The following is a 23,235-nucleotide window of genomic DNA, read 5'->3' as shown; positions in this document are numbered from 1 at the left end:
GCTTTCCCTCCCTCATCCCATTTTGGATTGAGGAATCTCATGTCTAGCAAATCAACCGTGTTTTTACTGAGTGGCCTCAGTGCCGCGATTATTTCTATTGTCGCGCCGGTGTCTATCGCCGCCGAGAAAAAACTAGATACCGTGTATGTGAGTGCAACCCGCAGCGAAACCGCAACCATGCCGGTTGCGACGCAAATCAAAGTCATTAGCGAAGAAGAAATTCGCGTGAGCGGCGCAAAATTATTGTCGGAAGTACTGCGTACCCAAGCGGGTATTCAACTCACCGATTCCGACGGCAGCGGTGCGCGTAATGTCACTGCATCCATGCGCGGTTTGTCAGGCGCCAACAACGTGTTGGTATTGGTGGATGGCCGCAAATTAAATAACCCAAGCCTCGCAGCACCGGCATTAAACACTGTCTCGTTAAAAGATGTAGAGCGCATTGAAATTGTGCAGGGTAGTGCGGGTGTGTTGTACGGTGATCAGGCAGTCGGTGGTGTAATCAACATCATTACCAAACGTGCAGCAGTCGGCGAAACCGACGGCACCATTAGCGCCACCAGTGGCACCGATAATTTGGAAGACTACACCGCCAGTGTGCGTCAGGGTTTTGAAAATGGTTTGAGTTACAGTGTCTCCGCACAAAAGCGCAATGCAGATAACTACCGCGATAACAACCAAAATGCCTATGAAAACGTACTGGGAAATGTGCGTTACGATTTTGCAAAAGGCTTTGTATTTGTTGAAGGGCAGGCGATTGATGATGAGCTGCGTTTACCTGGTGCGATTAGTAATGCGCAAGCGGCGGTGGATGCTCGCGTTACCTACTCGCCCAATAACTACGGTGATCAGCAAACCGATTTAATCCGTGTTGGTACCGGTATAGATATTACTGAGGCTTGGCAATTCCTTGCTGAATATGCTGACCGCGATGAAGACAGCATCGCCTTTTATGATGATTACTATTTGGTGGACGGTTACTCGCCCTGGCGTTCTGACAGTAATTTGCGAGTAAAAAATATTACTCCGCGTGTAGTAGGCAATATTGCAACCAGTAATGGTGTGGCGGTAGTTACTATGGGCTACGATCACACGGATGCGGATTACACCACTAAAGATGGCTTTACCAATATTGCGCAAAAAGTAGAAGGTGTCTATGCGCAGTTGGTTTATCCCATTACGGAAAAACTCAACGTTTCCACTGGCGTACGCTACAGCACAGTGGATGATGAAAATTTTGCACTGGGAACTGCGCACGACGACAAAGTCAACGCGAGTGAATTGGGTTTGAATTACCAAATTGATCCCCAGTGGCGACTTTTTGCGCGTTATGCTGACGGTTTCCGTTTCGCCAATGCTGATGAAAATGGTGCGGTGTTACCCGGTGTTGAATTTTTGGAGGTGCAAACCAGTCAATCCTACGAGGCCGGTGCTGCATGGGCGGGCGAAAAAGCCAGTGTGACTTACTCGCTCTACCATATGGCCTTGAATGACGAAATCACCTTTGACAGTTTTGTTTATAAAAATATTAACCTGCCTGATTCCGAGCGCCAGGGATTCATTTTTGAAGGGCAGTTCCAGCTGAGCGATGAAATTGGTTTGCGTGGAAATTACACCTATACCGATGCAGAGTTAAGTGAAGGTGTTAATAAAGGTAATTCTATTCCCTACGTGAGTGAAAACACCTTTAGTCTCGCTATTAATTTCCAGCCAGTGCAGTCGCTGATTGTAAATTTGGAATCTGTTTACTTGGGTTCGCGTTATTTAAATGACGATGACGCCAACGCGATGGAAAAAGTCAGTGCACTGCAGTTGTTTAACTTGAATGTAATTTGGGAATACAAACAATTGGAGTTGGCTGGCCGCATTAAAAACCTGACGAACGAGCGCTATGCCGGCCTGCAGGCAAGCTGGGGGCAGTACCCTCAACCCGAACGCAATTACGAAGCTAGCATCACTTATCGTTTTTAATGGTTTAATTAAACCCATTCCTCCTGTAAAGGGAGGAATTTAATCTTCGTCACTCCTGCGCAAGCAGGAGTCCAAAGTTTAAAACTCTGGATACCCGCATGCGCGGGCATGACGCTAAATATCCGCCACTTAACTTACTAGCGAGCCGCATCATGACCGACGACCATAGCCAAAGCGATGAAAAAGCCAAACGCCATCAAGAACGTATGCAGCAGCGCAAAGAAATTGTTGATGCTGCTATCGCGCGCGCCGATGAAGAACGCGGTGTAGTCATTGTATTAACCGGTGATGGCAAAGGGAAAAGCTCGTCTGGTTTTGGCACGGCGCTGCGTTGCCTTGGTCATGGCTACAAAGTCGCCATAGTGCAGTTTATTAAGGGCACTTGGGAATGTGGCGAAAAAAACTTTTTAACCGAAAGTGTTTTTCGCGGTGCCAATGCGCAGTTGGAATATTTTGTGATGGGCACTGGTTTTACCTGGGAAACCCAAAGCGCCGAACAAGATAAAGCTGCCGCTGAAAAAGTATGGGAAGAATGTGAACATGTATTCCGCGATCCGGATATCCATTTGGTATTGCTGGATGAACTCACCTACATGCTTAACTACAAATATCTGGATAAAGATAAAGTCATTACCGCAATTCAAAATCGCCCGCGCAACCAAAACGTAATCATCACTGGGCGCGGTGCTAAAAAATATCTGGAAGACTTGGCTGATACTTTTAGCGAAGTCAAAGCCATCAAACACGCCTTTAACGCCGGCGTAAAAGCACAGAAGGGTATTGAGTGGTAAGCCTCTCTAGCAAAACCCTAATGATCCAAGGCGCTAAGACCTTAATGGTGCAAGGCACCACCTCCGATGCGGGTAAAACCACGTTGGTGGCGGCCTTGTGTCGTATTTTAAAAAATCGCGGCATTTCGGTAGTGCCATTTAAACCGCAAAATATGGCTCTCAATTCCGCTGTCACAACTGATGGTGGTGAGATTGGCCGTGCGCAAGCGCTGCAAGCGCAAGCGGCGGGGCTTGAACCGCATACGGATATGAACCCGATTTTAATCAAACCCACCAGTGATACCCGTGCGCAAATAATAGTGCAGGGAAAAGCAGTCACCGATATGGAAGCGGCGGTTTATCACGATTACAAAACCGAGGCGATGGGTTATGTATTGGATTCCTACGCACGCTTGCAGCAGCAATACGATGTGATTTTGGTAGAAGGTGCGGGCAGCCCGGCGGAAATTAATTTGCGCGACCGCGATATTGCCAATATGGGTTTTGCCGAAGCGGTGGATTGCCCGGTGATTTTAATTGCGGATATCGATCGTGGCGGTGTATTTGCGCATTTGGTCGGCACACTGGAATTATTAAGTGAATCCGAGCGAGCACGAGTGATAGGTTTTGTAATTAATCGCTTTCGCGGCGATTTAGGTTTATTGCAATCCGGGTTGGATTGGCTGGAGCAAAAAACCGGTAAGCCGGTATTAGGGGTGATCCCTTATTTGCAGGGTTTGTATTTGGATGCGGAGGACGCGCTCACCGCATCTGCCCCTAAAAGCGCGGCGCAATTAAAGGTAGCAGTGCTCGCGTTGCCGCGTATTTCCAATCACACCGATTTTGACGCACTGCGTTTGCACCCACAGATTAATTTTCACTGGGTTGGGCCCAATCAACCCATTCCTGCGTGCGACTTGGTAATTATTCCCGGCAGCAAAAATACCCGTGCCGATTTGCAGTTTTTGCGCGCGCAAGGTTGGGATGTACAACTTCAAAAACACCTGCGTTATGGCGGAAAGCTAATCGGTATTTGCGGTGGTTTTCAAATGCTGGGCGAAACGATTGCCGACCCCAAAGGTGTGGAATCTGCACCGGGTACATCCCTCGGGTTGGGGTATTTGGCGCTCAGCACCGAACTGACCGAAGAAAAAATATTGCAACAGCGCACCGGTGTATTGTGGGACAAACACACTGAACTCGCCGGTTATGAAATTCACACTGGAATCAGTCGCGGTGCCGCGTTATTGCAACCGGCGTGTTATTTCAATTGCGCTATTGATGGCGCCGACAAACAAGTACCCGATGGTGCCATCAGTGACGACGGTGCGATTATGGGCACCTACTTGCACGGATTGTTTGATCAGCCCGCTGCACTGCAGAAACTGCTGGCGTGGGCTGGTGCAGAATCTGCAACCATGCTGGACATCAATCAGCAGCGCGAGGACTCCATCGCCCGCCTTGCCATTGCCACCGAAACGGCACTGCGCAGCGACTTTTTGCAGCAGTTCTCTTCTGTCCCCTAGTTGCTGCCAGTTATCAGAATGGCATAGCGGCACATCCAATCTATAATCTTTTCTCTGGGTATTATCATTACTGTGCGGATGGCGACAGAATGGGCGGGAGCTTTGTTATGCGGTCACTGTTGTTGGTATTCATCGCGATTTCCCTGTGGGCAGGTGGTGCATTGGCTGAATCAAGTATTGCCGCCGATACCCCACTGGACTCTCCCGGAAAACCCGGCGCGGTTATTAATTTAGCCACTAATAACTCCTCTGCTTTTAGTGCTGGCTCGGCCACGGGTTATGAGCAAAATCTGTTGCCGCATTTGCAGTGTATTTTCCGCCGTATGCAGCGCGAATATGCGGTGCAAATCATGCCCTGGCGGCGCGCCTATCAGGATGTAAAAAGCAACCGTATTGATGGCTTTTTCACCGCCATTCCCATGCGCCAAATCGACCCTTATGCGGTATTGTCATCGCCTTTGGTATTGGAAAATTGGTACTGGTTTTGGCGCAATGACACTATCGCTCCCGAATCCTGGCGTGAGGGGTACAGGCTGGGTTCCATTTTGGGCAGCCAGCAGGAGACCTGGCTCGCCGAGGCGGGTTACAAGGTGGAGATGAGTGGCAATAATCTGCCCCAGCTCATCAAAATGCTACAGTCCAAACGTATTGATGTGATTCTTGCTGACCGTGAACATTTTATACAGGCGAGCAAAGAGCTGAATATGGATTTGAATCACTTCCAGTCGCGCTTCTTTCGCTATGTGCCGCTCGGGGTTTACTTTAATGAACAGTTTTTAAACCAGAACCCGGGCTTTTTGGTGGAATTCAATCGCCATATCACGCGCTGCTCATCGGTTAATTTTGTAGTAACCGATTACGAGCAGTTACAAATAAAAGAATTGCTCGGGCGAAAAATTGAGCGCTGGAAACGCTTGCCCAGTTTGGAGCCAGCGCTGGTTGCGGCGAATAAAACCAGCGCGACATTGAGCCAGCAGGAAATTAATGCGCGCGATAAACAATGGATACACGCTTTCGCAGAAAATGATTTTGCCTACTCTATTGAATTGGTCAATCAACCGCTCTCTGCTGAGCTGCGCGAAATGAAAAAACAGGCGCCGGATATGATCACCGAGGTTATAGTGACTGACAAGCGCGGCCTTAATGTGGCGATTAGCGATATGACCTCGGATTACTGGCAGGGCGATGAAGAGAAATTTATTCGCGCTTACAACAAGCCGGCCAACAGCCTTATTTTTGGCGATATTAGTTACGATGAATCCACCAAGCGCTTCCAATTACAGCTGAGTGTGCCGCTTTACACTATCCAAAAATTTGAACCATTGGGGGTAATGATTTTTGGTGTTGATGTGGAAAAAGTATTGTCCCAAGTGCAGTAAGTCGCTCCGGTGATTTTTGTTAGTTAAAAAATATTTACCCAGTGGGTGCATTTGCTCTGGTATCGGTGGTACCTTTGCCTCGCGATAAAATCCTATGCACTCTTGCCTGCGCAGTTGCCTATACGCGCTTCATTCTTTTTATAGGCAAAGTAATTCTTTCATAGGTAAATTCGGCTGGTTTTTATTCGGTCAACATAATAAAAGTTTTCGTTTAATTGCATTGATTCCCATAACAATTTATTACCGCCTGTCGCTGCTGGCCTGTGTTATCACAGTAGCTGGCTGTGGGTTGTGGTAATGGGTGAGGCGCGCACCCACTGTTTGCAGCAGCTATGGAAATAGCGCTGGGGTATTTTGCATAAACTTAATGGCCACTTTTAATCATGTTGACGTTTTATAAAAATGCACTCGCCGCTTTTATTGCACTGCTTCTGCTTTCGGCTGCGTTGTTGCAGCTGGGCGCCTCCAAATCACAGTTGACGGCATCACTGTTTCCCGCGCGCGATGGCAATTATTTATGGCATTCCGCAGTGGAGCCCAAAGTCCCCGATGGCAAAACCCGTCTCTCCCTTAAGAATGAAGTGGGGACTGTTGAATACGAGTTTTTTCTTGACCCGCACAAACCCTTTCCCTATACCCATTACACCATTGCGTTTATGGATTCTGCACAGCCCCAAAAAGTGGTTGACCTTACACAATTCAGCAGCGTGTCGTTTAAGGTGTTGTGCGACCCCAAAAATGTGCTGCTATTTGCCCTGTTTAGTTTTGATGACAAAGTCACCGATATTAATAAACCCATAACCCGCCGCGTGTCCTCTACGGCTTTCTCGTGCAGTCATGATTGGGCCACCATCAATATCCAATTTGATGAATTGGACACTCCTTATTGGTGGTTGGGGCGCTATGGCTTTGAGCACAGTGATACCGGCTACCGCTTGGATAAAACCATGGGGTTCGCCTGGGTAAATTCGCTGCAAAGCCCGCTCAATACTCCTTCCTACGTAAAAATAACCGATGTGCAGTTGCTCGGTAATAATTTTACCTATCTCTATGTAGCGATAGCGCTGGTAGTGCTGTTGTGGGTTGTGTTCTTGATTGTTTTATTGCGTCGCTATGTGGCGGTATTAACCGTGGATATTCGCGAAAGGGTCAGGTTGGATCAGCCCTTGATGGCGTATAAAAAACTATCTATAGCGCCACAAAAAGATAAAGAAAAAAGTGCAGTGTTGCGGTTTATGGCAACGGAATACGCCAACCCTGAGTTGAGTTTGGAAATCGCCGCAACCACGCTGGGAACCAATCGCACCAAAATTAATGACATTTTAAAAGAGGAGTTGGGGCTTACCTTCACCGCTTATTTAAATAAATTACGTTTGACCGAGGCGGCGCGCTTGCTGTCGGAAAATGAAGAGGCGAATGTATCTGAAATTGCGTATTTGGTGGGTTACAACAATGTGTCTTATTTCAATAAATTATTTAAAGCGGAATATGGTTGTGTGCCTAAAACCTTTAAAGCCTTGTATCCCATTAAAGAGCTGTCTTGATATTAGTTTCACGTTGATGTGATGTTGGTTTGATTTTTTTCGATATTTTTTATAAATATTCTGTAACAGATAGCCGTAACAGATGCGTCGTTTCACAGCAAGGAAATGCACTACAAACTAGTTATCATTTTGCAATTTGTCGTTTAAATTTACATTAAAATAATTACAGCAAACCTTCAACTTTTTACATTTCTTAAAAAATCTTTCAATAATTCCATTTTTTTCTGCTCCGCTTACCTATTCTCGCGCTTCAGCAATAGCCTTGGGTTACTGCTGAGCAGCTCTATTTTACTCATTGTGATTAACATCAAGGAGCTAGTGCACAGCCTGTTTTTTTTGCGCAGGTTTTTTTACATGTGCACCGGGTATTCGACTAATAAAAAGCGGAGATTAACACTATGTACAAAACAAACTTTATTACCCACACAGTCAAGCGCTCCTGTGCGCTGATTGGTGCTGGTGTCGCACTCGCGGCGCTGTCGCAAACCAGTATGGCGGCATGTACCTACGCCATTGAAAGTGAATGGAATACCGGTTTTGTTGCCAACATCACTATTAAAAATGATACGGGTGCGCCCATTAATAATTGGAATGTGAATTGGCAATATGTGAACAACCGTATGGCCAGTGGCTGGAATGCCAATTTTTCTGGCTCCAACCCTTATTCAGCAACCAACATGGCATGGAACGGCAGCATCGCCGTAGGCCAATCTGTCACCTTCGGTTTTCAGGGCAATAAAAATGGTGCACCTGCCGAGCGCCCCAGTGTAAATGGCGCCGCCTGTGGTGGTGCAACAACTTCATCGGCAAGTTCAGCACCTAGCTCAGTGCCACCGTCTTCAAGCTCAGTGCCCAGTTCTATGCCAGGCACTTCCAGCAGTTCATCTTCATCCGGTGGTTATACCGTTCCTGCGAACAATTTTGCGCAAAATGGCGGTGTGGAAAATAATTTGACCAATTGGGGCAGTACCGCAGCAACAGTTACGCGCAGCACACAAGACAAACGCAGCGGTGCTGCAAGTGCGTTAATTTCCGGCCGCACTGCCAACTGGCACGGCATTACCTTCAATGTGGGTTCATTGGTCAGTGGCAATCAGTACGATGTAGCGGTGTGGGTGAAATTGGCACCGGGCACACCTGACAGTGTTATCCACCTCACCGGCAAACGTCTGGACGATAGCGACAGCACAACCTACAACGAATATACCCGTGTCTCTACCGTGACGGCATCGTCCACTGAGTGGCGTTTGTTGCAAGGTTATTACACCCAAAGCGGCACCACCGGGTTCCAACATTTTATTATTGAAGGCGAAAGCACCACGGTAAGTTACTACGCGGATGATTTCTCCATCGGTGGGCAAGCGGCTTCGTCCAGTAGCAGTTCCAGCAGCAGTTCAACGGGTGGCACTACACGCAAATTTATCGGCAATATCACCACCTCAGGTGCAGTTCGCTCTGATTTCATTAATTACTGGAATCAAATTACCGGCGAAAATGAAGGTAAGTGGGGCTCAGTGGAAGGTACCCGCGATGTGTACAACTGGGCGCCGGTTGATCGCATTTATGCCTACGCACGCCAACACAATATCCCGGTAAAAGCACACACCTTTATATGGGGGGCACAGTCACCTTCTTGGCTCAACAATTTGAGTGCGACGGAAACTGCTGCAGAAATTGAAGAGTGGATTCGCGATTACTGCGCCCGCTACCCGGATACCGCAATGATCGATGTGGTGAACGAAGCAGTGCCCGGCCATCAACCAGCGGGTTATGCACAGCGGGCGTATGGCAATAACTGGATTCAACGTGTATTCCAATTAGCGCGCCAATATTGCCCAAACTCCATTCTTATCCTCAACGACTACAACAATATTCGCTGGCAGCACAATGAGTTTATTGCACTCGCCAAAGCGCAAGGCAACTACATAGATGCAGTCGGCCTGCAAGCGCACGAATTGAAGGGGATGACCGCCGCGCAAGTGAAAACGGCAATCGACAATATTTGGAATCAAGTAGGCAAGCCTATTTATATTTCTGAATACGATATTGGCGATACCAATGACCAGGTTCAGCTGCAGAACTTCCAGGCGCACTTCCCGGTATTTTGGGATCACCCACAGGTTAAAGGCATCACCATTTGGGGTTATGTAAACGGCAGAACCTGGATTGAAGGCTCTGGCTTGATTTCCGAAAACGGTACGCCACGCCCTGCAATGACCTGGTTGCTAAACAATTACATTAATAAATAACCAGGCTAACAAGTAAACCAGCTTTGCTGTGATCCATAAAATGGATTTTGTGGATCACACCCTTGGTTAAACCACGCCCATTTAACAATAATCAGGGTGAATTCCCATGTTTACTACTATCAAGGCAAGTGTTCGCCATGCGGCGCAATTTGCAAAAATTTCTAGCAGTTTATGTGCATTATTTTTTGCGTGGAATGCAAACGCAAGCTGCCAATACCAAGTTACCAATCAATGGAACAACGGTTTTACAGCGGCGATAAAAATTACCAATAATACGACAGCTGCTATCAATGGCTGGGCAGTGAATTGGCAATACGCTGGTGATAACCGCATTAGTAACAGTTGGAATGCCAATGTCTCGGGCAGTAACCCTTATTCAGCAACACAGTTAAGTTGGAACAGCAGTATTCAACCGAATCAAACCGTAGAGTTTGGTTTTCAAGGCACCAAGGGTTCGGCGGCCGCAGAAATTCCGCAGGTTAGCGGAGCGCTCTGTGGCAATTCTGTACCAGTGTCATCCGCTGCTTCCTCTGCAATATCGTCACTGCGCTCATCAGTAAATTCTTCAGTTGTCACTTCTGTTGCATCATCCACACCCTCGTCGGTGGTCACTAGCAGTTCGTCTTCCGCCATTAGTTTGATTGAAGCGAGCAATCCGAATATTTGGGCCGATGTTCCCGATCCATCGGTAATTCGTGTCGGTAATACCTATTACATGAGCAGTACCACCATGCACATGAGCCCTGGTGTACCGATTATGAAATCCACTGATCTGGTGAATTGGTCATTGGTAAATTACGCCTACACCACATTGGATAACACCAGCGCGCTCAATTTGGAAAATGGCCAAAACGCCTACAGCAAGGGTTCGTGGGCAAGCAGTATCCGCTACGTGAACGGCATTTATTATGTGAGCACCTTTTCTTATACCACCAATAAAACCTATATCTACAAAACCAATAATATTGAACGCGGCCCTTGGTCGGTTTCCGCCTTGAATGGTGTGTATCACGACGCCTCGTTATTTTTTGAAAATAGTCGCACATTTTTGGCTTACGGTATTGATGATATAAAAATTATTGAACTCACGGCGGATGCTTCGGCGATTAAAGCGGGCGGTTTAAATCAAACCATTATTGCTAAATCCTCTGCGGTGGCAGGTACCAATTTTATTGTGCGACCTGAAGGTACACATCTGCAAAAAATCAATGGCCGCTATTACATTTCATTAATCACCTGGCCCTCGGGAAAATCACGCACACAATTAATTTTCCGCGCCACAAATTTAACCGGGCCTTATGAAGGGCGTGTCGTCTTACAGGATCAAGGTGTGGCGCAGGGTGGATTAATCGACACTCCTACTGGTAATTGGTACGCCTATTTATTTCGCGATAGCGGCGCAGTAGGGCGTATTCCTTATTTGGTGCCCGTGAGCTGGCAAGACGGTTGGCCGGTAATGGGTGTGAGTGGAAAAGTGCCGCAAAAGTTGGGCTTCACTGTCGAAAATAAAGCCCTAAACGGCATTGTAACCAGCGATGAGTTCAATCAGGGCTCGCAGGGTTCAGCAACATTGCCACTGCAATGGCAATGGAATCACAACCCGGATAATTCTGCTTGGTCACTGCTCGCGCGCCCGGGTTTTTTGCGCATCACCAATAAGCGTCTGGATTCCACGTTTGAGTTTACACGCAACACGCTTACACAGCGCACTTTCGGCCCACAGAGTTCGGCGCGTATCGCGCTGGAAACGGCAGCGATGAAAGATGGCGATTACGCAGGCTTGGGTGCACTGCAAGCGCGCTATGGTTTTGTGGGTGTGAATAAATCCAACGGCAATAAATCCATTGTGATGGTGGATACCACGTCAGGTACACCACAGGAAATTACGCGTATTGGTTTGTATCAAGATCGTGTTTATTTCCGTATCGACATGGATTTTCGCAATCAAACAGATCAGGCGAAATTTTATTACAGCCTGGATGGCAATAACTGGACGGTAATCGGCAACACCCTACGCATGACTTACGACCTCAAGCATTTTATGGGCTATCGCTTTGCGTTATTTAATTATGCCACCCAAGCTACCGGGGGTTATGTGGATTTTGATTATTATCGAATTAATCCATAAAGCCATTTAATCAATTTATAAACTTATCCAATCAAATTATAAAAATATCGGCTCGGTCAATAAAAAAATATCTGATCACAATCAGAAATGCTGTTTAACACGGTGCTTTTACCAAAGCACTTATTAACAAAGCACTTTTTAACAAAGAATGCTCAAAAGAACTTTATTAATCAATGGAGACTAATGATGAATAAGCAAAATAACTCCGTCCATTTATTGCCGCCAACCTTGTCGCAATTATTGCGCAAAAGTTGCGGTGTAATTGGTTTGGGCGCAAGCCTGCTCGCGATGACTAATCTGGCCTCCGCTGCCTGTACATACACAGTGGACAATGAATGGTCAACGGGATATACCGCCAGCATCACCGTAAAAAATGATACTAATGCAGCGGTGAACAATTGGGGTGTGAATTGGCAGTACGGTAGCAATCGCATAACGAATAGTTGGAACGCCAATTTTTCTGGCAGTAATCCTTACACTGCCACCAATATGAGTTGGAATGGAAATATTGCCGCTGGGCAATCGGTTTCCTTCGGGTTTCAGGTGAATAAAAATGGTGGCAGCGCCGAGCGCCCAACCATCAATGGCAGCTTGTGTGGTGGTGCGGCAGCCAGTTCATCATCGCGCGCAAGTGTTGCACCCAGTTCAATACCTGCGAGCAGTTCACCTTCCAGCAGCGCTGCCGTTTCGTCAGCTCCCGCCAATAATTTTGCACAAAACGGTGGTGTGGAATCTGGCTTGACCAATTGGGGAACTACTGCCGCCACTGTCACTCGTTCTACGGCAGATAAACGCAGCGGTTCGGCCAGTGCATTAATTTCTGGCCGCACCGCCGCATGGCATGGCTTGACCTTTGCTGTGGGTTCACTCACCAGCGGCAACCAGTATGACGCTGCCGTGTGGGTAAAACTCGCACCCGGTACACCGGATTCAGTAATCACTCTTACTGCAAAACGTTTGGATGACTCGGACACGTCTACCTACAATGAGTACACCCATGTTGCAACCATTACTGCGTCATCCAGTGAGTGGCGTTTGCTGCAAGGTTATTACACCCAGTTAGGTGCGACCGCTTTCCAACATTTTATTATTGAAGCAACGGACACCAGCATCAGTTATTACGCCGATGATTTTTCAGTGGCCGGGCAGGTGACACAAATACCCAGCAGTTCGAGCAGTAGTTCAAGTAGTAGCTCGGCACAAACCTGTGAATTAAAAGCGCCGCTTCGCTGGACTTCTACCGGGCCATTAATTAGCCCGAAAAACGCCAATTGGAAATCCATTAAAGATCCGTCGGTAGTGAAATACAACGGCACTTACCATGTGTACGCGACTTACTACGACACCTCTTATAAATCCATGTACACCAGCTTTACCGATTGGAACACGGCGCAACAGGCTCCGCATATTTCAATGAATGGAACTACGGTAGGTAATGCTGTTGCACCGCAAGTATTTTATTTCCGTCCGCACAATAAATGGTATTTGATTACCCAGTGGGCTGGTGCTTATTCAACTACCGACGATATTAGTAGGCCTAATTGGACCGCCAAGCGGAAATTGTTGCAAGGTGAGCCAGCGGGATCATTGGACTTCTGGGTGATTTGTAACGCGACACACTGCTATTTGTATTTCTCGCGTGACGACGGTGTGTTGTACATGTCCAAAACCACTATCGCCAATTTCCCCAACTTCTCCGGTTATTCAATTGTGATGGAGGATCATCGCGGCAATGGCAACCAATATTTATTTGAAGCACCCAACGTGTACAAGTTGGATGGACAAAACAAATATTTATTATTAGTGGAAGCTTGGCCGAGCGGCCCACGCATGTTCCGTTCCTGGACATCTACCAGTTTGGATGGCCCCTGGACACCACTGGCGGATACCGATGCAAATCCATTTGCGGGCAACAACAATGTGGAATGGCCGACTGGAAAATGGGCTAACGGTATTAGCCATGGCGAGTTGATTCGTTCAGGTTACGACGAGCGTCTGACTGTTGATCCTTGTAATTTAGAATTCCTTTATCAAGGCGAAGCAGGTCCTAGCCCAGACAGCAATTACAACACCATTCCATACAAACTCGGTTTGTTACGCTTAAAGAAATAATGTTTGCGGCTACCCGGTAAGTTTTTCCCCGCTTTGGTAAACCCCAAAGCGGGGGTTCGGTTCCCACAAATACCGACAATGACTGTGTTTTTTAGTATTCATCAACGAACAACAATAACGATCAGAATAAAAAATAAAAATTTACTATCGTCAGCTAACCCTACTTCGGTATCGCGAATTATTGTTCGGCACTCGCGATTTTCTAGTACCTTTTATGAAGGAATAAAACCATGAACGCATGTAAATCCAGCGCACATCAGCGGCTGCAACATTTAAAACGACCACTTGTATTTCTCGGTATGGCAACTGCAATGGCTGCAGCGGCACAGACTGCATCAGCTGCTTGTACCTATCAAATCGATAACGAATGGAGCGATGGTTTCGTCGCCAGTATCCAAATAAAAAATGACACAGCGGCTTCAGTCAATAATTGGAGTGTGAATTGGCAGTACGCCAATAACAGTGTGACCAATAGTTGGAATGCAAATCTCACAGGCAGCAATCCTTACACCGCATCCAACGTCTCCTGGAATGGTAACATTGCCGCAGGGCAGACTGTGTCATTCGGTTTTCAAGGGGTAAAAAATGGCGCTACCGCCGAGCGCCCGCAAATTAATGGCACTCTTTGTTCAGCCGCACCGGCAAGTTCTGCGGCAAGCAGCACAGCGGTGGTGAGTTCTTCGCGCTCCAGCTCATCCGTTGCATTGGGTTCATCATCACGCACTGCTTCATCTGTTCCGACAGGTGCTCGTAACGCTATTACCGTGCGTGCACTTGGCACAACAGCGACCGAATCCATCACTCTCAGCGTAGGTGGTACTGAGGTACAGTCCTGGACCTTGAGCACCGTCATGAACAATTACACGGTAGAAACGGCTCTGGTTGGCGACGTGGTTGTGGCCTTTGCCAATGATGATGGCGGCAATGCCGATGTACGTATCGATTACGTCAACGTTAACGGTGTAACCCGTCAAGCAGAAGCGCAGACAGAAAACACTGGAGCTTGGGGGAATAACCGTTGCGGTGGCGGTGCGCCCAGCGAATGGTTGCATTGCGAAGGTTATATCAATTTCGGTAGCGTCACTGGCGAGCCTCGTTCAAGCAGTTCTTCGGTCTCCAGCAGTTCGTCATCAGCTGGTGGTACTGGTGTCGGTTCGGCTGGCTGTGGCGCTCCGGCTAAATTAACGAGTGGCCGTCGTACCATTAACGTTAACGGATTGAACCGCGAATACGTATTGGATATCCCGAGCAACTACAACCAGAACAATCCCTACAAGTTGGTCTTCGGTTGGCACTGGCGTGGTGGTAGTGCGAACGATGTTGTAGGTCAAGGCTACTACGGTATGAAAAGCCTCTCTAATAACACTGCGATTTTCGTTGCGCCTGATCGTGCCGCCGGCACCGACGGATGGACAAATGCTAATGGCCGCGACATAGCTTTCTTGCAGTCGATGCTAACCCAACTGAAGTCATCCCTGTGTATCGACGAAAGTCGTATCTTCTCTACCGGTTGGAGTTACGGTGGCATGATGTCATTTGCAGTGGGCCGCGAGTTGCCAACCACCTTCCGTGCTATCGCGCCTGTATCAGGTGCCTTCTTGACGCCTCATGTGGATAGCGGTTCAGCGACTGCGGCCTGGATTGCGCACGGCAATAACGACACTGTGGTAAGCCAAAGCTCTGGTGCTCAAGCCCGCGATGCTTATGTCAGAGCTAACGGTTGCTCTAACACGACTGTGCCGGTGCAGCCATCTCCCTGTGTGGAGTACCAAAACTGTTCAGCAGGTAAACCTGTTGTCTGGTGTTCGTTCAACGGTGGGCATTCCCAGCCTTCATTCTATAGCTCTGGAGCATGGAACTTCTTTAATCGGTTCTAATTGCCGTGAGGCGTCTCGGTTTAGTGGCTGCGGTATGGCTGGGCTTTAGAATTTCAGATCAAAATTTTTCAAAAATGATTTGAAAAAATGCGGCGGCCACTGGCCATCTCAACACGACGCAGGCCAACCTGAAAGTTGGATTCCACAAGAAGCTTGGAGATTTATCAGCCAATTTTAAACCCGCTGTTAGTCGTAAACCCCACCTTTGCCCAGCTATATGCTGGGCTTTTTTTTGGAACTTTTTCAGTCATAAATGAGTAGGGCGGTAATAAGCTGTAATTATTGTTGGCGCAGGGTTGTGTAATAGTCTTTACTTGGCCTTTGGGGTTAGCGGATCAGCACCCATTTTTAACCAATGGCACAATCAAGGTAGGTTGCTGGTGAGTTTACGAACCGCAACGGCTTTTAAGGACAGTAACGTGCCCAAAGCGGAAATTAAGCCAAATGAGCGCAGTAACTAATTGAGATTGTTTGTGCTGTATAACTCCATAATTAATTCGGAGTGACTGTTAACCCTTTGATTTGGCGCGAACTAAATCGAATGAAGATTCATCTACTTTTGGAGTTATACAGCACCCCACCAAATTAGTTGGAATAAGGTTCTGTGGGTTATATAGTTGGTGCAATTTAATAAACTGTTAGGGCAAGGCCAAAAATCGAAGCCATACTTATGATCGAGAAAATTGGATTAATACTACTTGGCGTAATCATTAGCGGCATTGGCTATCTGATTAAGCGAAGAATCGAGAACAAGCCTCAAATAGAATCCCTCGACAAACATAAGAAATTGCTTGATATACACAAGCAAATGAATGAGCAAGGTATAGATATTGAGGGGCTCCGGGAATTAGAAGCAAAGCTAACCGGCAAAGCTGCAGCCATTCATAGCAAGGCCATGATTCTGCAATCAGAGTCGGCACCGCTAATAGGTGAAAATCAGTCGAAAGACCTAACTCAGACAGAGTTAAACTCCCGAGCAGCACAGAGTCTTGAAAAGGCAAAACTCAAAATGCAGGAAGCACTTGCTGGAATAGATAGTCGAGTTGGTGACTTTGAAAGCCAATCACTCATGAATAGTCAAACAGAGTGGGAGCGCTACAGTGTAAGTCAAGCTGAGGCTGCCGCTGCCAGTTACCGAGATGGCAGTATTTATCCCCTGATATATTTCTCAGAGCTAGAATCGCTAACCAATGAAAGAACCGCACGGCTACAAGCCGAGCTAGATGAGCTTATTAAGCTTGGCAACTAATGCCCTAACAAGTGGTTCAAATCGCTCGCTCCGCTCGCTGGGACGGGCTAAAGCCCGCCCCTTAACCAAACGTTAAATTGGCTAATCATCTAGAAGGTCTCAAATGGAATTTAAAGAAGAAGCACAGCTCGAACAATTCCGCTCCGTAATCGCTATAGGTGCATCTGCATTGAAAAGCGCGATACTAATAAACGGCGGTGGAGTCATAGCTTTACTCGCATTCCTGGGAAACCAGAAAGACCAGCAGGGTTTGGCTTGGTTTGTCTCTTCCATGTTCTTAATGTGCGGTGGTATTGCTTTAGCGGCGTTTGGTAATGTCTTTGCTTACATAGCGCAAATTAAGCATCTTAACCAACTAAAATCTGAAAGGCCCGGCGAGCCAGCTGGCACGCCGTGGGGATATGCAGCGGTCACATTAATTGTTATTTCCGTGTTCGCTTTTATTGGTGGGGTTATTTTGGCTTCGTTTGGCTTTCTGGAAAAAATTTAACAAATCGCTCAAGCATCGCCACTTCGTGGCTGGACAGTTTTTAAGTCGCAGTTTTGTGGTTTTGCTGCGCAAAAGTATTCCACAAAACCGCAACTAAAATTATGCCGTTCACCACTGCGTTAGGCAACCGAGTTATGTTATGTGCCAAAAACACTTATGGAAAACTAAATGAACTCAAATGATGATGCAGTTTTAGAAGCAAAAATTGATGGCATAAGTAAAGGACTCAGAATGGGAATGGCTGAGATATACGCTCAGCTCCTATCTTTTGATAAAAAGAATATAGAAGACGACAAACCATCATTCGCTTACACATTTCTACAGCAGCAAGCCTCTGAGCATGGGCAAACTTTTGATGAATTTATGGATGAACAAACCAGAGCACTGGAAGAATACTATGAATACCGGGATGCAATTAATCAGTTGTATGAAGTTTCAGATAAATATGGCTATAAAGAAGAAAAGTAAAAGCGAAATTTTAAAAAGTATAACAAAGTGTTCCAAATGTGAAATGAGCATCAAGAATGTATAAAAAACAATTCTTTCAAGTATTAGGGTATGTGCTAGCACTCCCATTTTTTGGGTCTATTTTTTTAGGTGTGGTAAAGGGACTTGAGCTTGGGAGCTATTGGATAGGCCTAAAAGTATTTTTATTCTGTTTTCTATTTATAGCGCCTATATTCATTTGGGTCTACCGTGCACCTTTAAAGTCGTTTGCCAAAAGCAATCGCCTGTAGTTTTACCAAATTCACATAACAAACGACTGTGGTAAAAATTAGGTAAGTGCGGCATCAAAATCAGTCTTTTCTCTTGCTGAGTATCCCGTCGCCAAGGTCCGCTAATGGCCGAAAGTTGCCCCCATCCTTACTTGTAACTGGTTGATTGAGTCCACCTAATGAAACTATTACTTTTAGTATTACATTTAATGCTTTTTTCAGGATGTGCAGCATACGATGAGTGGAGAACGGATAAGGATGTGAAGAAAATGCGCGCAGAAGCACTAAAAAAAATTGACGTTGATGCGTGTAAAAGATCTGGCGGAAAAATTGAAGGAGTAGGTATATTTGGAATTCCCTCCTGCGTGGTGTACTACCAAGACGGAGGAAAACCTTGTAGGTCAGATAGCGACTGTGAGGGTATGTGTTTTAGCCCTGAAAATACAGCAGCCACAGCCATATGTGAGCGCAGTGAGCATGATCGTTTTGGCTGTTATAGCGCGGTTGAAAATGGAGAAATGCATTATTCTATCTGCGCAGATTGAACCTATTAGTTGAGCTGTTTCTTGATGCCTGCTAATGGCCGGTTTGCGACAATCTAAATCATGAGAGTCGAATTCGTGCCCAGCGCGGATGTTCAGATCTGTTCTCTAGATATACGGCCTATGGCCTATGTCGTTGAATATGCTGTTAGGCCAATAATATATAAATTTACTTTTAAGGTATAAGCATGGAAGTTCAAGGTCATATTAAATTTACGGTTATTGAAAGGTCATCAGAAGAAGTTATATCTGAAATGCCAATACAACCAGGTATATTGAATCCTTTTGGTACTGTTAATGCGGGCGCTACTTTGTGGCTTGCTGATGTAAACGCATCTGTACTTGTTCTTGAGGGTGTTAATCCTGAGAAAGGTATGAAAGGCTTTCCTTTGGCAATAAACATTAATGCCAATTTGCTAGGGAATAATACGGCTGGAGCGTTTTTGGCAAAATCAAATTATGTCAAAAAAGGTCGTACTGTTAGTGTGGTTAAAACAACGGTTACTGATACATCTGGTAAGTTAATAGCGGAAGTTACAACAAGCCACGTTCAGTCAGCTTAATTTTTATCGCACGCCTAACAAGCCACTGTGCTGCTGAACAGTTTTCAAGGAGTGCCAAGAGTAAATAGTTTTATCGCGTATCTCTTAGCAATTACTGATAATTGGAATAACAAAAGCCATATGACTCGAGAGTGTCACGTACGGTTCTGTGAGGGGCTGACGGGTAATTTTCCTTGGTTTACTCGACTTACGGCTTTGTGGTTTTGCTGCGAAAAAGTAACCCCCAAAACCACAACTTACAAACTGCCGTTGTGCTAAACATTATGGAAATAGAATGAACCGACTAATATTTTTATTGTTTGCATTATTTTCTCATTTTTCATTTTCTTGCGATGAGCAACCGACTATACACTCGGTACATCCCGACGAACTAATTTCAAGAACTAGTCAAATCGTCTTGGCTAAGGTAGTAAGCGCTTCAATTAGCGAAAACGGTAACGAAGTAAATTATAAATTTGAAACTATCAAGGTGCATAAAGGGAGCCCTATAGAATTTTTCGAAATTCTAGGGTATCCGTTATTTGAGGAAGAAATAACGAGTTTTGATCATCACAATAGTGAAGAATTTTGGACCAACTATGGCGGTAGGGTATATGGTTGGACCGACTGTGAGATTCATCCTGGATTTTCTGTAGGTCTTAAGTATCTTGTTTTTATGGGTAAGCCATACCACGTTAAAAGTTTTGAAATAATTTACCACAATAAAGACAAATGGTTGTTGTATGTTGAAGAAAAAATAAAGCCATAACAAGCCGCCGTGGTAAAAAATTAATATCTGCGCCACAAAGTGATTCCATAGCGCACAACCCTGATTTACACGCGGTAACTAAGAATATGGTGCATAACTTAGGTGAGTTACCCAGCGCGCTTAGGTCACCTGTATCTTCCCTATTAAACGAAAAATGACGTGTATAGATTTTTCTGGAAAAGATAGTTAATAAAAAAGCGCGATTAACGTCGCGCTTTTTTATTTGGATTTACTAATATTTAAATCCATTTAAATAACTTCGCACTAGGTTCAAGACGCTTTGCGCTGTGCGCTTCCTTCAGAGGTAGAATGAATGTCTTCGGCACCGGCACGTTTATAGATATCTTTCACCGAGTCTACCTGGTCAGAATTGTCTGTGTGAACAGAGATCAGTGAATTACCACCTTGAATTTTGCCATCGTACAATTTGGCTTCATATTCAGGTATGCCCATTCCGATTAAACCACCGATCACCCCACCAGTAGCACCACCAACAGCCGCGCCTCCGAGCGCCGCCATTATAGGGCCTGCAGCAATAAATGGGCCTACACCCGGAATTGCCAAGCTGCCGATACCTGCTAGCCAACCCAGTGCAGCACCTGCGCCCATTCCCGCAATGCCACCGGTAGCGGCACCTTCAGGCATTTTGGTATTTTGTTCATGGGCGAAATCCCGCGTGCCTGATTTGTCGGCAAAAAGTACGGAAATTTCAGTGTTAAGAAAACCAGCATTCTTTAAACCACCGACGATGGTTTCAGCTTGTTCGCGAGTTTGAGCAATACAATAAACTGCATTTTTCATAATAAATCTCCAAAGGTTTAGTTGGTGTCGATATCTAATCGGTTATCAATACTCACAACCCCCGCGACGTTGCGCGCGAGTTCTTCTACTCGGTTTTTTTCATTTGCATTCTTTACTGGGCCGCGCAAGGTAACTACGCCTTCCTCCACCATAATTTTTACATTGTGAGCCGCAGTCGAGAGATCGTCGTCCTCTACAATTGCACTGCGCACAGCCGCTAAAACCTCAATATCTGGCTCAGCGTTCGATTGATTTTGTGGGGTTAAGGTGGCCCCACTTTTATCACGGGCGTTCAAATCCGTATTGTCAGCATTTTTTGTCGCTGTACCTTTCATCACTGATGACATCGCAGACGACATAGATGATGAATTATAAGTAACGTTATTCGCCGCCATTGCTGTTGCGCTGCTGAGCACAAGAGCAAGTCCCAATAGTTTTATTGATGTTCGCATCATTTATCTCCCGTAGTGAATGAGCGGCCGCCAATTTGCAACCTGCTGTGGGCAGTCTAAGCGTAGAAATTTTATTTGAATGTTTGGTAACACACATTGAGGCCAATTTATATTTATGGTGCGGAAGCGAACGGACTAAACGTTAATTTGGAATTATTGTTTAGTTTCGTCTGTGTAATGGCATGTACAAAATGCGCTGAGAGCTGCCGTGAAATGGCATTGTGATCAACTAAATGATGATTTTTCGGGTGTCGCAATGGCTATTTGGGACGATGAAAGATGTTAATAGTGAAGGAGTTGCGCAACTTACCTATCTGCAAGTCTTTGCGGAAAATCGTTTTTGGTTTTAATCATTTAAAACTGGCACAGTGAGTTTCTTTCGCTGGCTGCCATTGTGTTTTTTCTATTTACTTGCGGCAAAAAGGATCTCCCGAATCCAAACCGGTGGATGCGCCACACGATGAAACGGGAAAATAAAAAATTCGCGCCAACTATTCTCACTTCCATTCCAAATTCCTCCAACAAAATTGATGAAATCAGCTCCATAGAACTTGATGCGTCGATGTTAATTCAAATACCTTATTCGCTAGATGAACTTATCGCTATCGTTAACCTGCCATGGAATTTTGTACTTTGCATTCTGCTTGGGCTGTCGTTAATGCTGATCCGCATTAATCTGGGGCATGAAGGCAATACGGCGAATTGGGATCATCTAATCGGCTCATTAGTAATCACTGTAACTGTGTGCGCTACAGCAGAAGTTGCCCGTCCATGTGCCGGGCTTTTTTTGCTGATTTTTAGTAATGAATGGGCAGGGCGGTAATAAGGTGTAATTCCAGATAGCACTTAATCCTGCAATAGTCTTTAATTGGCTTTGATTTGTATGACTGCCTCGCGAAGCGGCCGCCAACAGGTAGGGAATTACCGGTATGTTGTGAAGGGTCGTGAGATAAGGTACCGCCGAAATACCAATTTTTTAAAATCCTAAACCAATTTTAACTGTCTGATATTTATGCAATTATAAGTCGCTGCAATCTCGCACAAGAAATGATATACGACGGGAAGATATACGGCTGTGGTCGTCTAATAAACTGTTAGCTTTCGTCACTAAAGTAAATGTCTTTGAGTCTATATATTTGGTTAGTCTTTTTTTACGAGGTTTTTTGATTTTAGTCCGTATTAACGGCATAGCATTTTTAATATTCCTTGGGTATAAACATCTCTGGTGGCATCCCATACTATTGTGGCTAGGTTGCCTAATTGCTACTGATATTGCAGCTAGCATGTTCCGTGGTCCCACAGGTCTCACTATCCCAGCTTTACTTGGGTTTGTTATATTGCCAATAACTGGTTTTGCATTGTGGTTTTCTATTTAAGGTAAAAAGCTAACAAGTGACTGTGGTAAAAAATCAATACCTTTAATCAATAAAGTAGTAACTACCCTTGGTCGTGACATTTATAGTTTCAAAGAGTAAGGATTACTGAAAATGCTTTTGTGGTTAATTATCGGATGTGAAGTTGGGTTTTGGGTGTTCCTGTTTTTAGGTCTATTTTTTCGTTACATTTTAAAACTCCCAAAAACCGGAACAGCAGTTTTACTTTGTGTTCCTTTGCTTGATCTCATTCTGCTTTTGGCAACTGCAATTGATCTGTATAATGGGGCTGTGGCTGAATTTGCACATGGGCTTGCTGCTGTGTATCTCGGGTTTACTGTTGTTTATGGTTCTGGCGTCATTAAATGGTTGGATGAATTAGCTGCAGGGCGGTTTGCATCAACAAATAAAAGGGAAAAGATTGAGCTGTATGCTTGGAGCTATGCCCTTTATGAATGGCGCCAATGGTTTAAGGGCGTTTTAGCGGGTGGTATTGCTTCTTGTTTACTGCTTGCCGCGATTTTATATGTTGATGAGCCAGAAAAAACCGTTCAACTGGATGAGTGGTTTAGCTATATTTTTTGGGTTTTAGCAATCTGGTTGGTGTGCTGGCCTTTGTGGTATAGCTTGTTTCCAAAGCGGCAGACAAAACTATAACTCTGTACCAGTGCCTCATACTCGTGAGGATTATTTATGCAAGTACTTATTAAAAGCCACACAATACTGACTCATAAGTAGCAGTCAG

20 protein-coding genes are annotated in these 23,235 nt (G+C 45.6%); 18 read left to right on the top strand and 2 right to left on the bottom strand.

Annotated features, from left to right (window positions below; genetic code table 11):
• Positions 1-39: 39 nt before the first annotated feature.
• From O59_RS13750 to O59_RS13675, 15 genes are all read left to right on the top strand, one after another.
• The gene (locus O59_RS13750; RefSeq protein ID WP_040392727.1) at positions 40-1,971 is read left to right on the top strand and encodes a TonB-dependent receptor; all 1,932 of its coding nucleotides are present in this window, start codon (positions 40-42) and stop codon (positions 1,969-1,971) included.
• 152 nt (positions 1,972-2,123) lie between these two features.
• Entirely contained in the window at positions 2,124-2,762 is a 639-nt protein-coding gene (gene cobO / locus O59_RS13745; protein WP_040392925.1) for a cob(I)yrinic acid a,c-diamide adenosyltransferase, read from the top strand.
• Between the two features lie 20 nt (positions 2,763-2,782).
• Positions 2,783-4,267 carry a cobyric acid synthase gene (locus O59_RS13740; protein WP_232283092.1) on the top strand — a complete coding sequence of 495 codons (1,485 nt, stop codon included), beginning with the start codon at positions 2,783-2,785 and terminating at the stop codon, positions 4,265-4,267.
• A gap of 107 nt (positions 4,268-4,374) precedes the next feature.
• Complete coding sequence (locus O59_RS13735; RefSeq protein ID WP_007643758.1) at positions 4,375-5,646, top strand: ABC transporter substrate-binding protein; 1,272 nt, start codon at positions 4,375-4,377, stop codon at positions 5,644-5,646.
• Between the two features lie 383 nt (positions 5,647-6,029).
• Positions 6,030-7,190, top strand: a complete 1,161-nt coding sequence (locus O59_RS13730; protein WP_007643757.1) for an AraC family transcriptional regulator — start codon at positions 6,030-6,032, stop codon at positions 7,188-7,190.
• A 398-nt stretch (positions 7,191-7,588) separates the two neighbouring features.
• Positions 7,589-9,439 carry an endo-1,4-beta-xylanase gene (locus tag O59_RS13725; RefSeq protein ID WP_007643754.1) on the top strand — a complete coding sequence of 617 codons (1,851 nt, stop codon included), beginning with the start codon at positions 7,589-7,591 and terminating at the stop codon, positions 9,437-9,439.
• Between the two features lie 106 nt (positions 9,440-9,545).
• Positions 9,546-11,567: a family 43 glycosylhydrolase gene (locus O59_RS13720; RefSeq protein ID WP_007643752.1), complete on the top strand. Its 2,022-nt coding sequence runs from the start codon at positions 9,546-9,548 to the stop codon at positions 11,565-11,567.
• A gap of 183 nt (positions 11,568-11,750) precedes the next feature.
• Positions 11,751-13,679, top strand: a complete 1,929-nt coding sequence (locus O59_RS13715; protein WP_007643749.1) for a non-reducing end alpha-L-arabinofuranosidase family hydrolase — start codon at positions 11,751-11,753, stop codon at positions 13,677-13,679.
• Between the two features lie 230 nt (positions 13,680-13,909).
• On the top strand, positions 13,910-15,556 hold the full coding sequence (locus tag O59_RS21845; RefSeq protein ID WP_007643747.1) for a cellulose binding domain-containing protein: 1,647 nt from the start codon (positions 13,910-13,912) through the stop codon (positions 15,554-15,556).
• Between the two features lie 670 nt (positions 15,557-16,226).
• Complete coding sequence (locus O59_RS13705; protein WP_007643746.1) at positions 16,227-16,805, top strand: lysozyme inhibitor LprI family protein; 579 nt, start codon at positions 16,227-16,229, stop codon at positions 16,803-16,805.
• A 103-nt stretch (positions 16,806-16,908) separates the two neighbouring features.
• Positions 16,909-17,295: a hypothetical protein gene (locus O59_RS21085; protein ID WP_007643744.1), complete on the top strand. Its 387-nt coding sequence runs from the start codon at positions 16,909-16,911 to the stop codon at positions 17,293-17,295.
• A gap of 168 nt (positions 17,296-17,463) precedes the next feature.
• Positions 17,464-17,763: a hypothetical protein gene (locus O59_RS13695; protein WP_040392724.1), complete on the top strand. Its 300-nt coding sequence runs from the start codon at positions 17,464-17,466 to the stop codon at positions 17,761-17,763.
• 427 nt (positions 17,764-18,190) lie between these two features.
• The gene (locus tag O59_RS21705) at positions 18,191-18,556 is read left to right on the top strand and encodes a hypothetical protein (RefSeq protein ID WP_157152582.1); all 366 of its coding nucleotides are present in this window, start codon (positions 18,191-18,193) and stop codon (positions 18,554-18,556) included.
• Between the two features lie 185 nt (positions 18,557-18,741).
• Complete coding sequence (locus tag O59_RS13680) at positions 18,742-19,116, top strand: PaaI family thioesterase (RefSeq protein WP_040392719.1); 375 nt, start codon at positions 18,742-18,744, stop codon at positions 19,114-19,116.
• A gap of 274 nt (positions 19,117-19,390) precedes the next feature.
• Positions 19,391-19,864: a hypothetical protein gene (locus tag O59_RS13675; protein ID WP_040392717.1), complete on the top strand. Its 474-nt coding sequence runs from the start codon at positions 19,391-19,393 to the stop codon at positions 19,862-19,864.
• Positions 19,865-20,134: 270 nt separating this feature from the next.
• Here the strand turns inward: O59_RS13675 and O59_RS13670 are convergent, their stop codons facing one another.
• Positions 20,135-20,665, bottom strand: a complete 531-nt coding sequence (locus O59_RS13670; protein WP_007643738.1) for a hypothetical protein — start codon at positions 20,663-20,665, stop codon at positions 20,135-20,137.
• 17 nt (positions 20,666-20,682) lie between these two features.
• Positions 20,683-21,120: a BON domain-containing protein gene (locus tag O59_RS13665; protein WP_198284809.1), complete on the bottom strand. Its 438-nt coding sequence runs from the start codon at positions 21,118-21,120 to the stop codon at positions 20,683-20,685.
• 408 nt (positions 21,121-21,528) lie between these two features.
• On the opposite strand from O59_RS13665, the gene O59_RS22320 reads away from it, so the two are divergent.
• From O59_RS22320 to O59_RS13655, 3 genes are all read left to right on the top strand, one after another.
• Positions 21,529-21,594: a DUF6766 family protein gene (locus O59_RS22320; protein ID WP_369728749.1), complete on the top strand. Its 66-nt coding sequence runs from the start codon at positions 21,529-21,531 to the stop codon at positions 21,592-21,594.
• The gene (locus O59_RS13660; protein WP_007643726.1) at positions 21,578-21,940 is read left to right on the top strand and encodes a hypothetical protein; all 363 of its coding nucleotides are present in this window, start codon (positions 21,578-21,580) and stop codon (positions 21,938-21,940) included. Before O59_RS22320 ends, O59_RS13660 begins: the two co-directional genes overlap by 17 nt.
• A gap of 664 nt (positions 21,941-22,604) precedes the next feature.
• Positions 22,605-23,147, top strand: coding sequence for a hypothetical protein (locus O59_RS13655; protein WP_007643725.1), 543 nt, complete (start codon positions 22,605-22,607; stop codon positions 23,145-23,147).
• Positions 23,148-23,235: the final 88 nt, after the last annotated feature.

The sequence above is a fragment of the Cellvibrio sp. BR genome (assembly GCF_000263355.1).
Classification (GTDB): Bacteria; Pseudomonadota; Gammaproteobacteria; order Pseudomonadales; family Cellvibrionaceae; genus Cellvibrio.
This window is presented reverse-complemented; position numbering and strand designations above follow the sequence as displayed.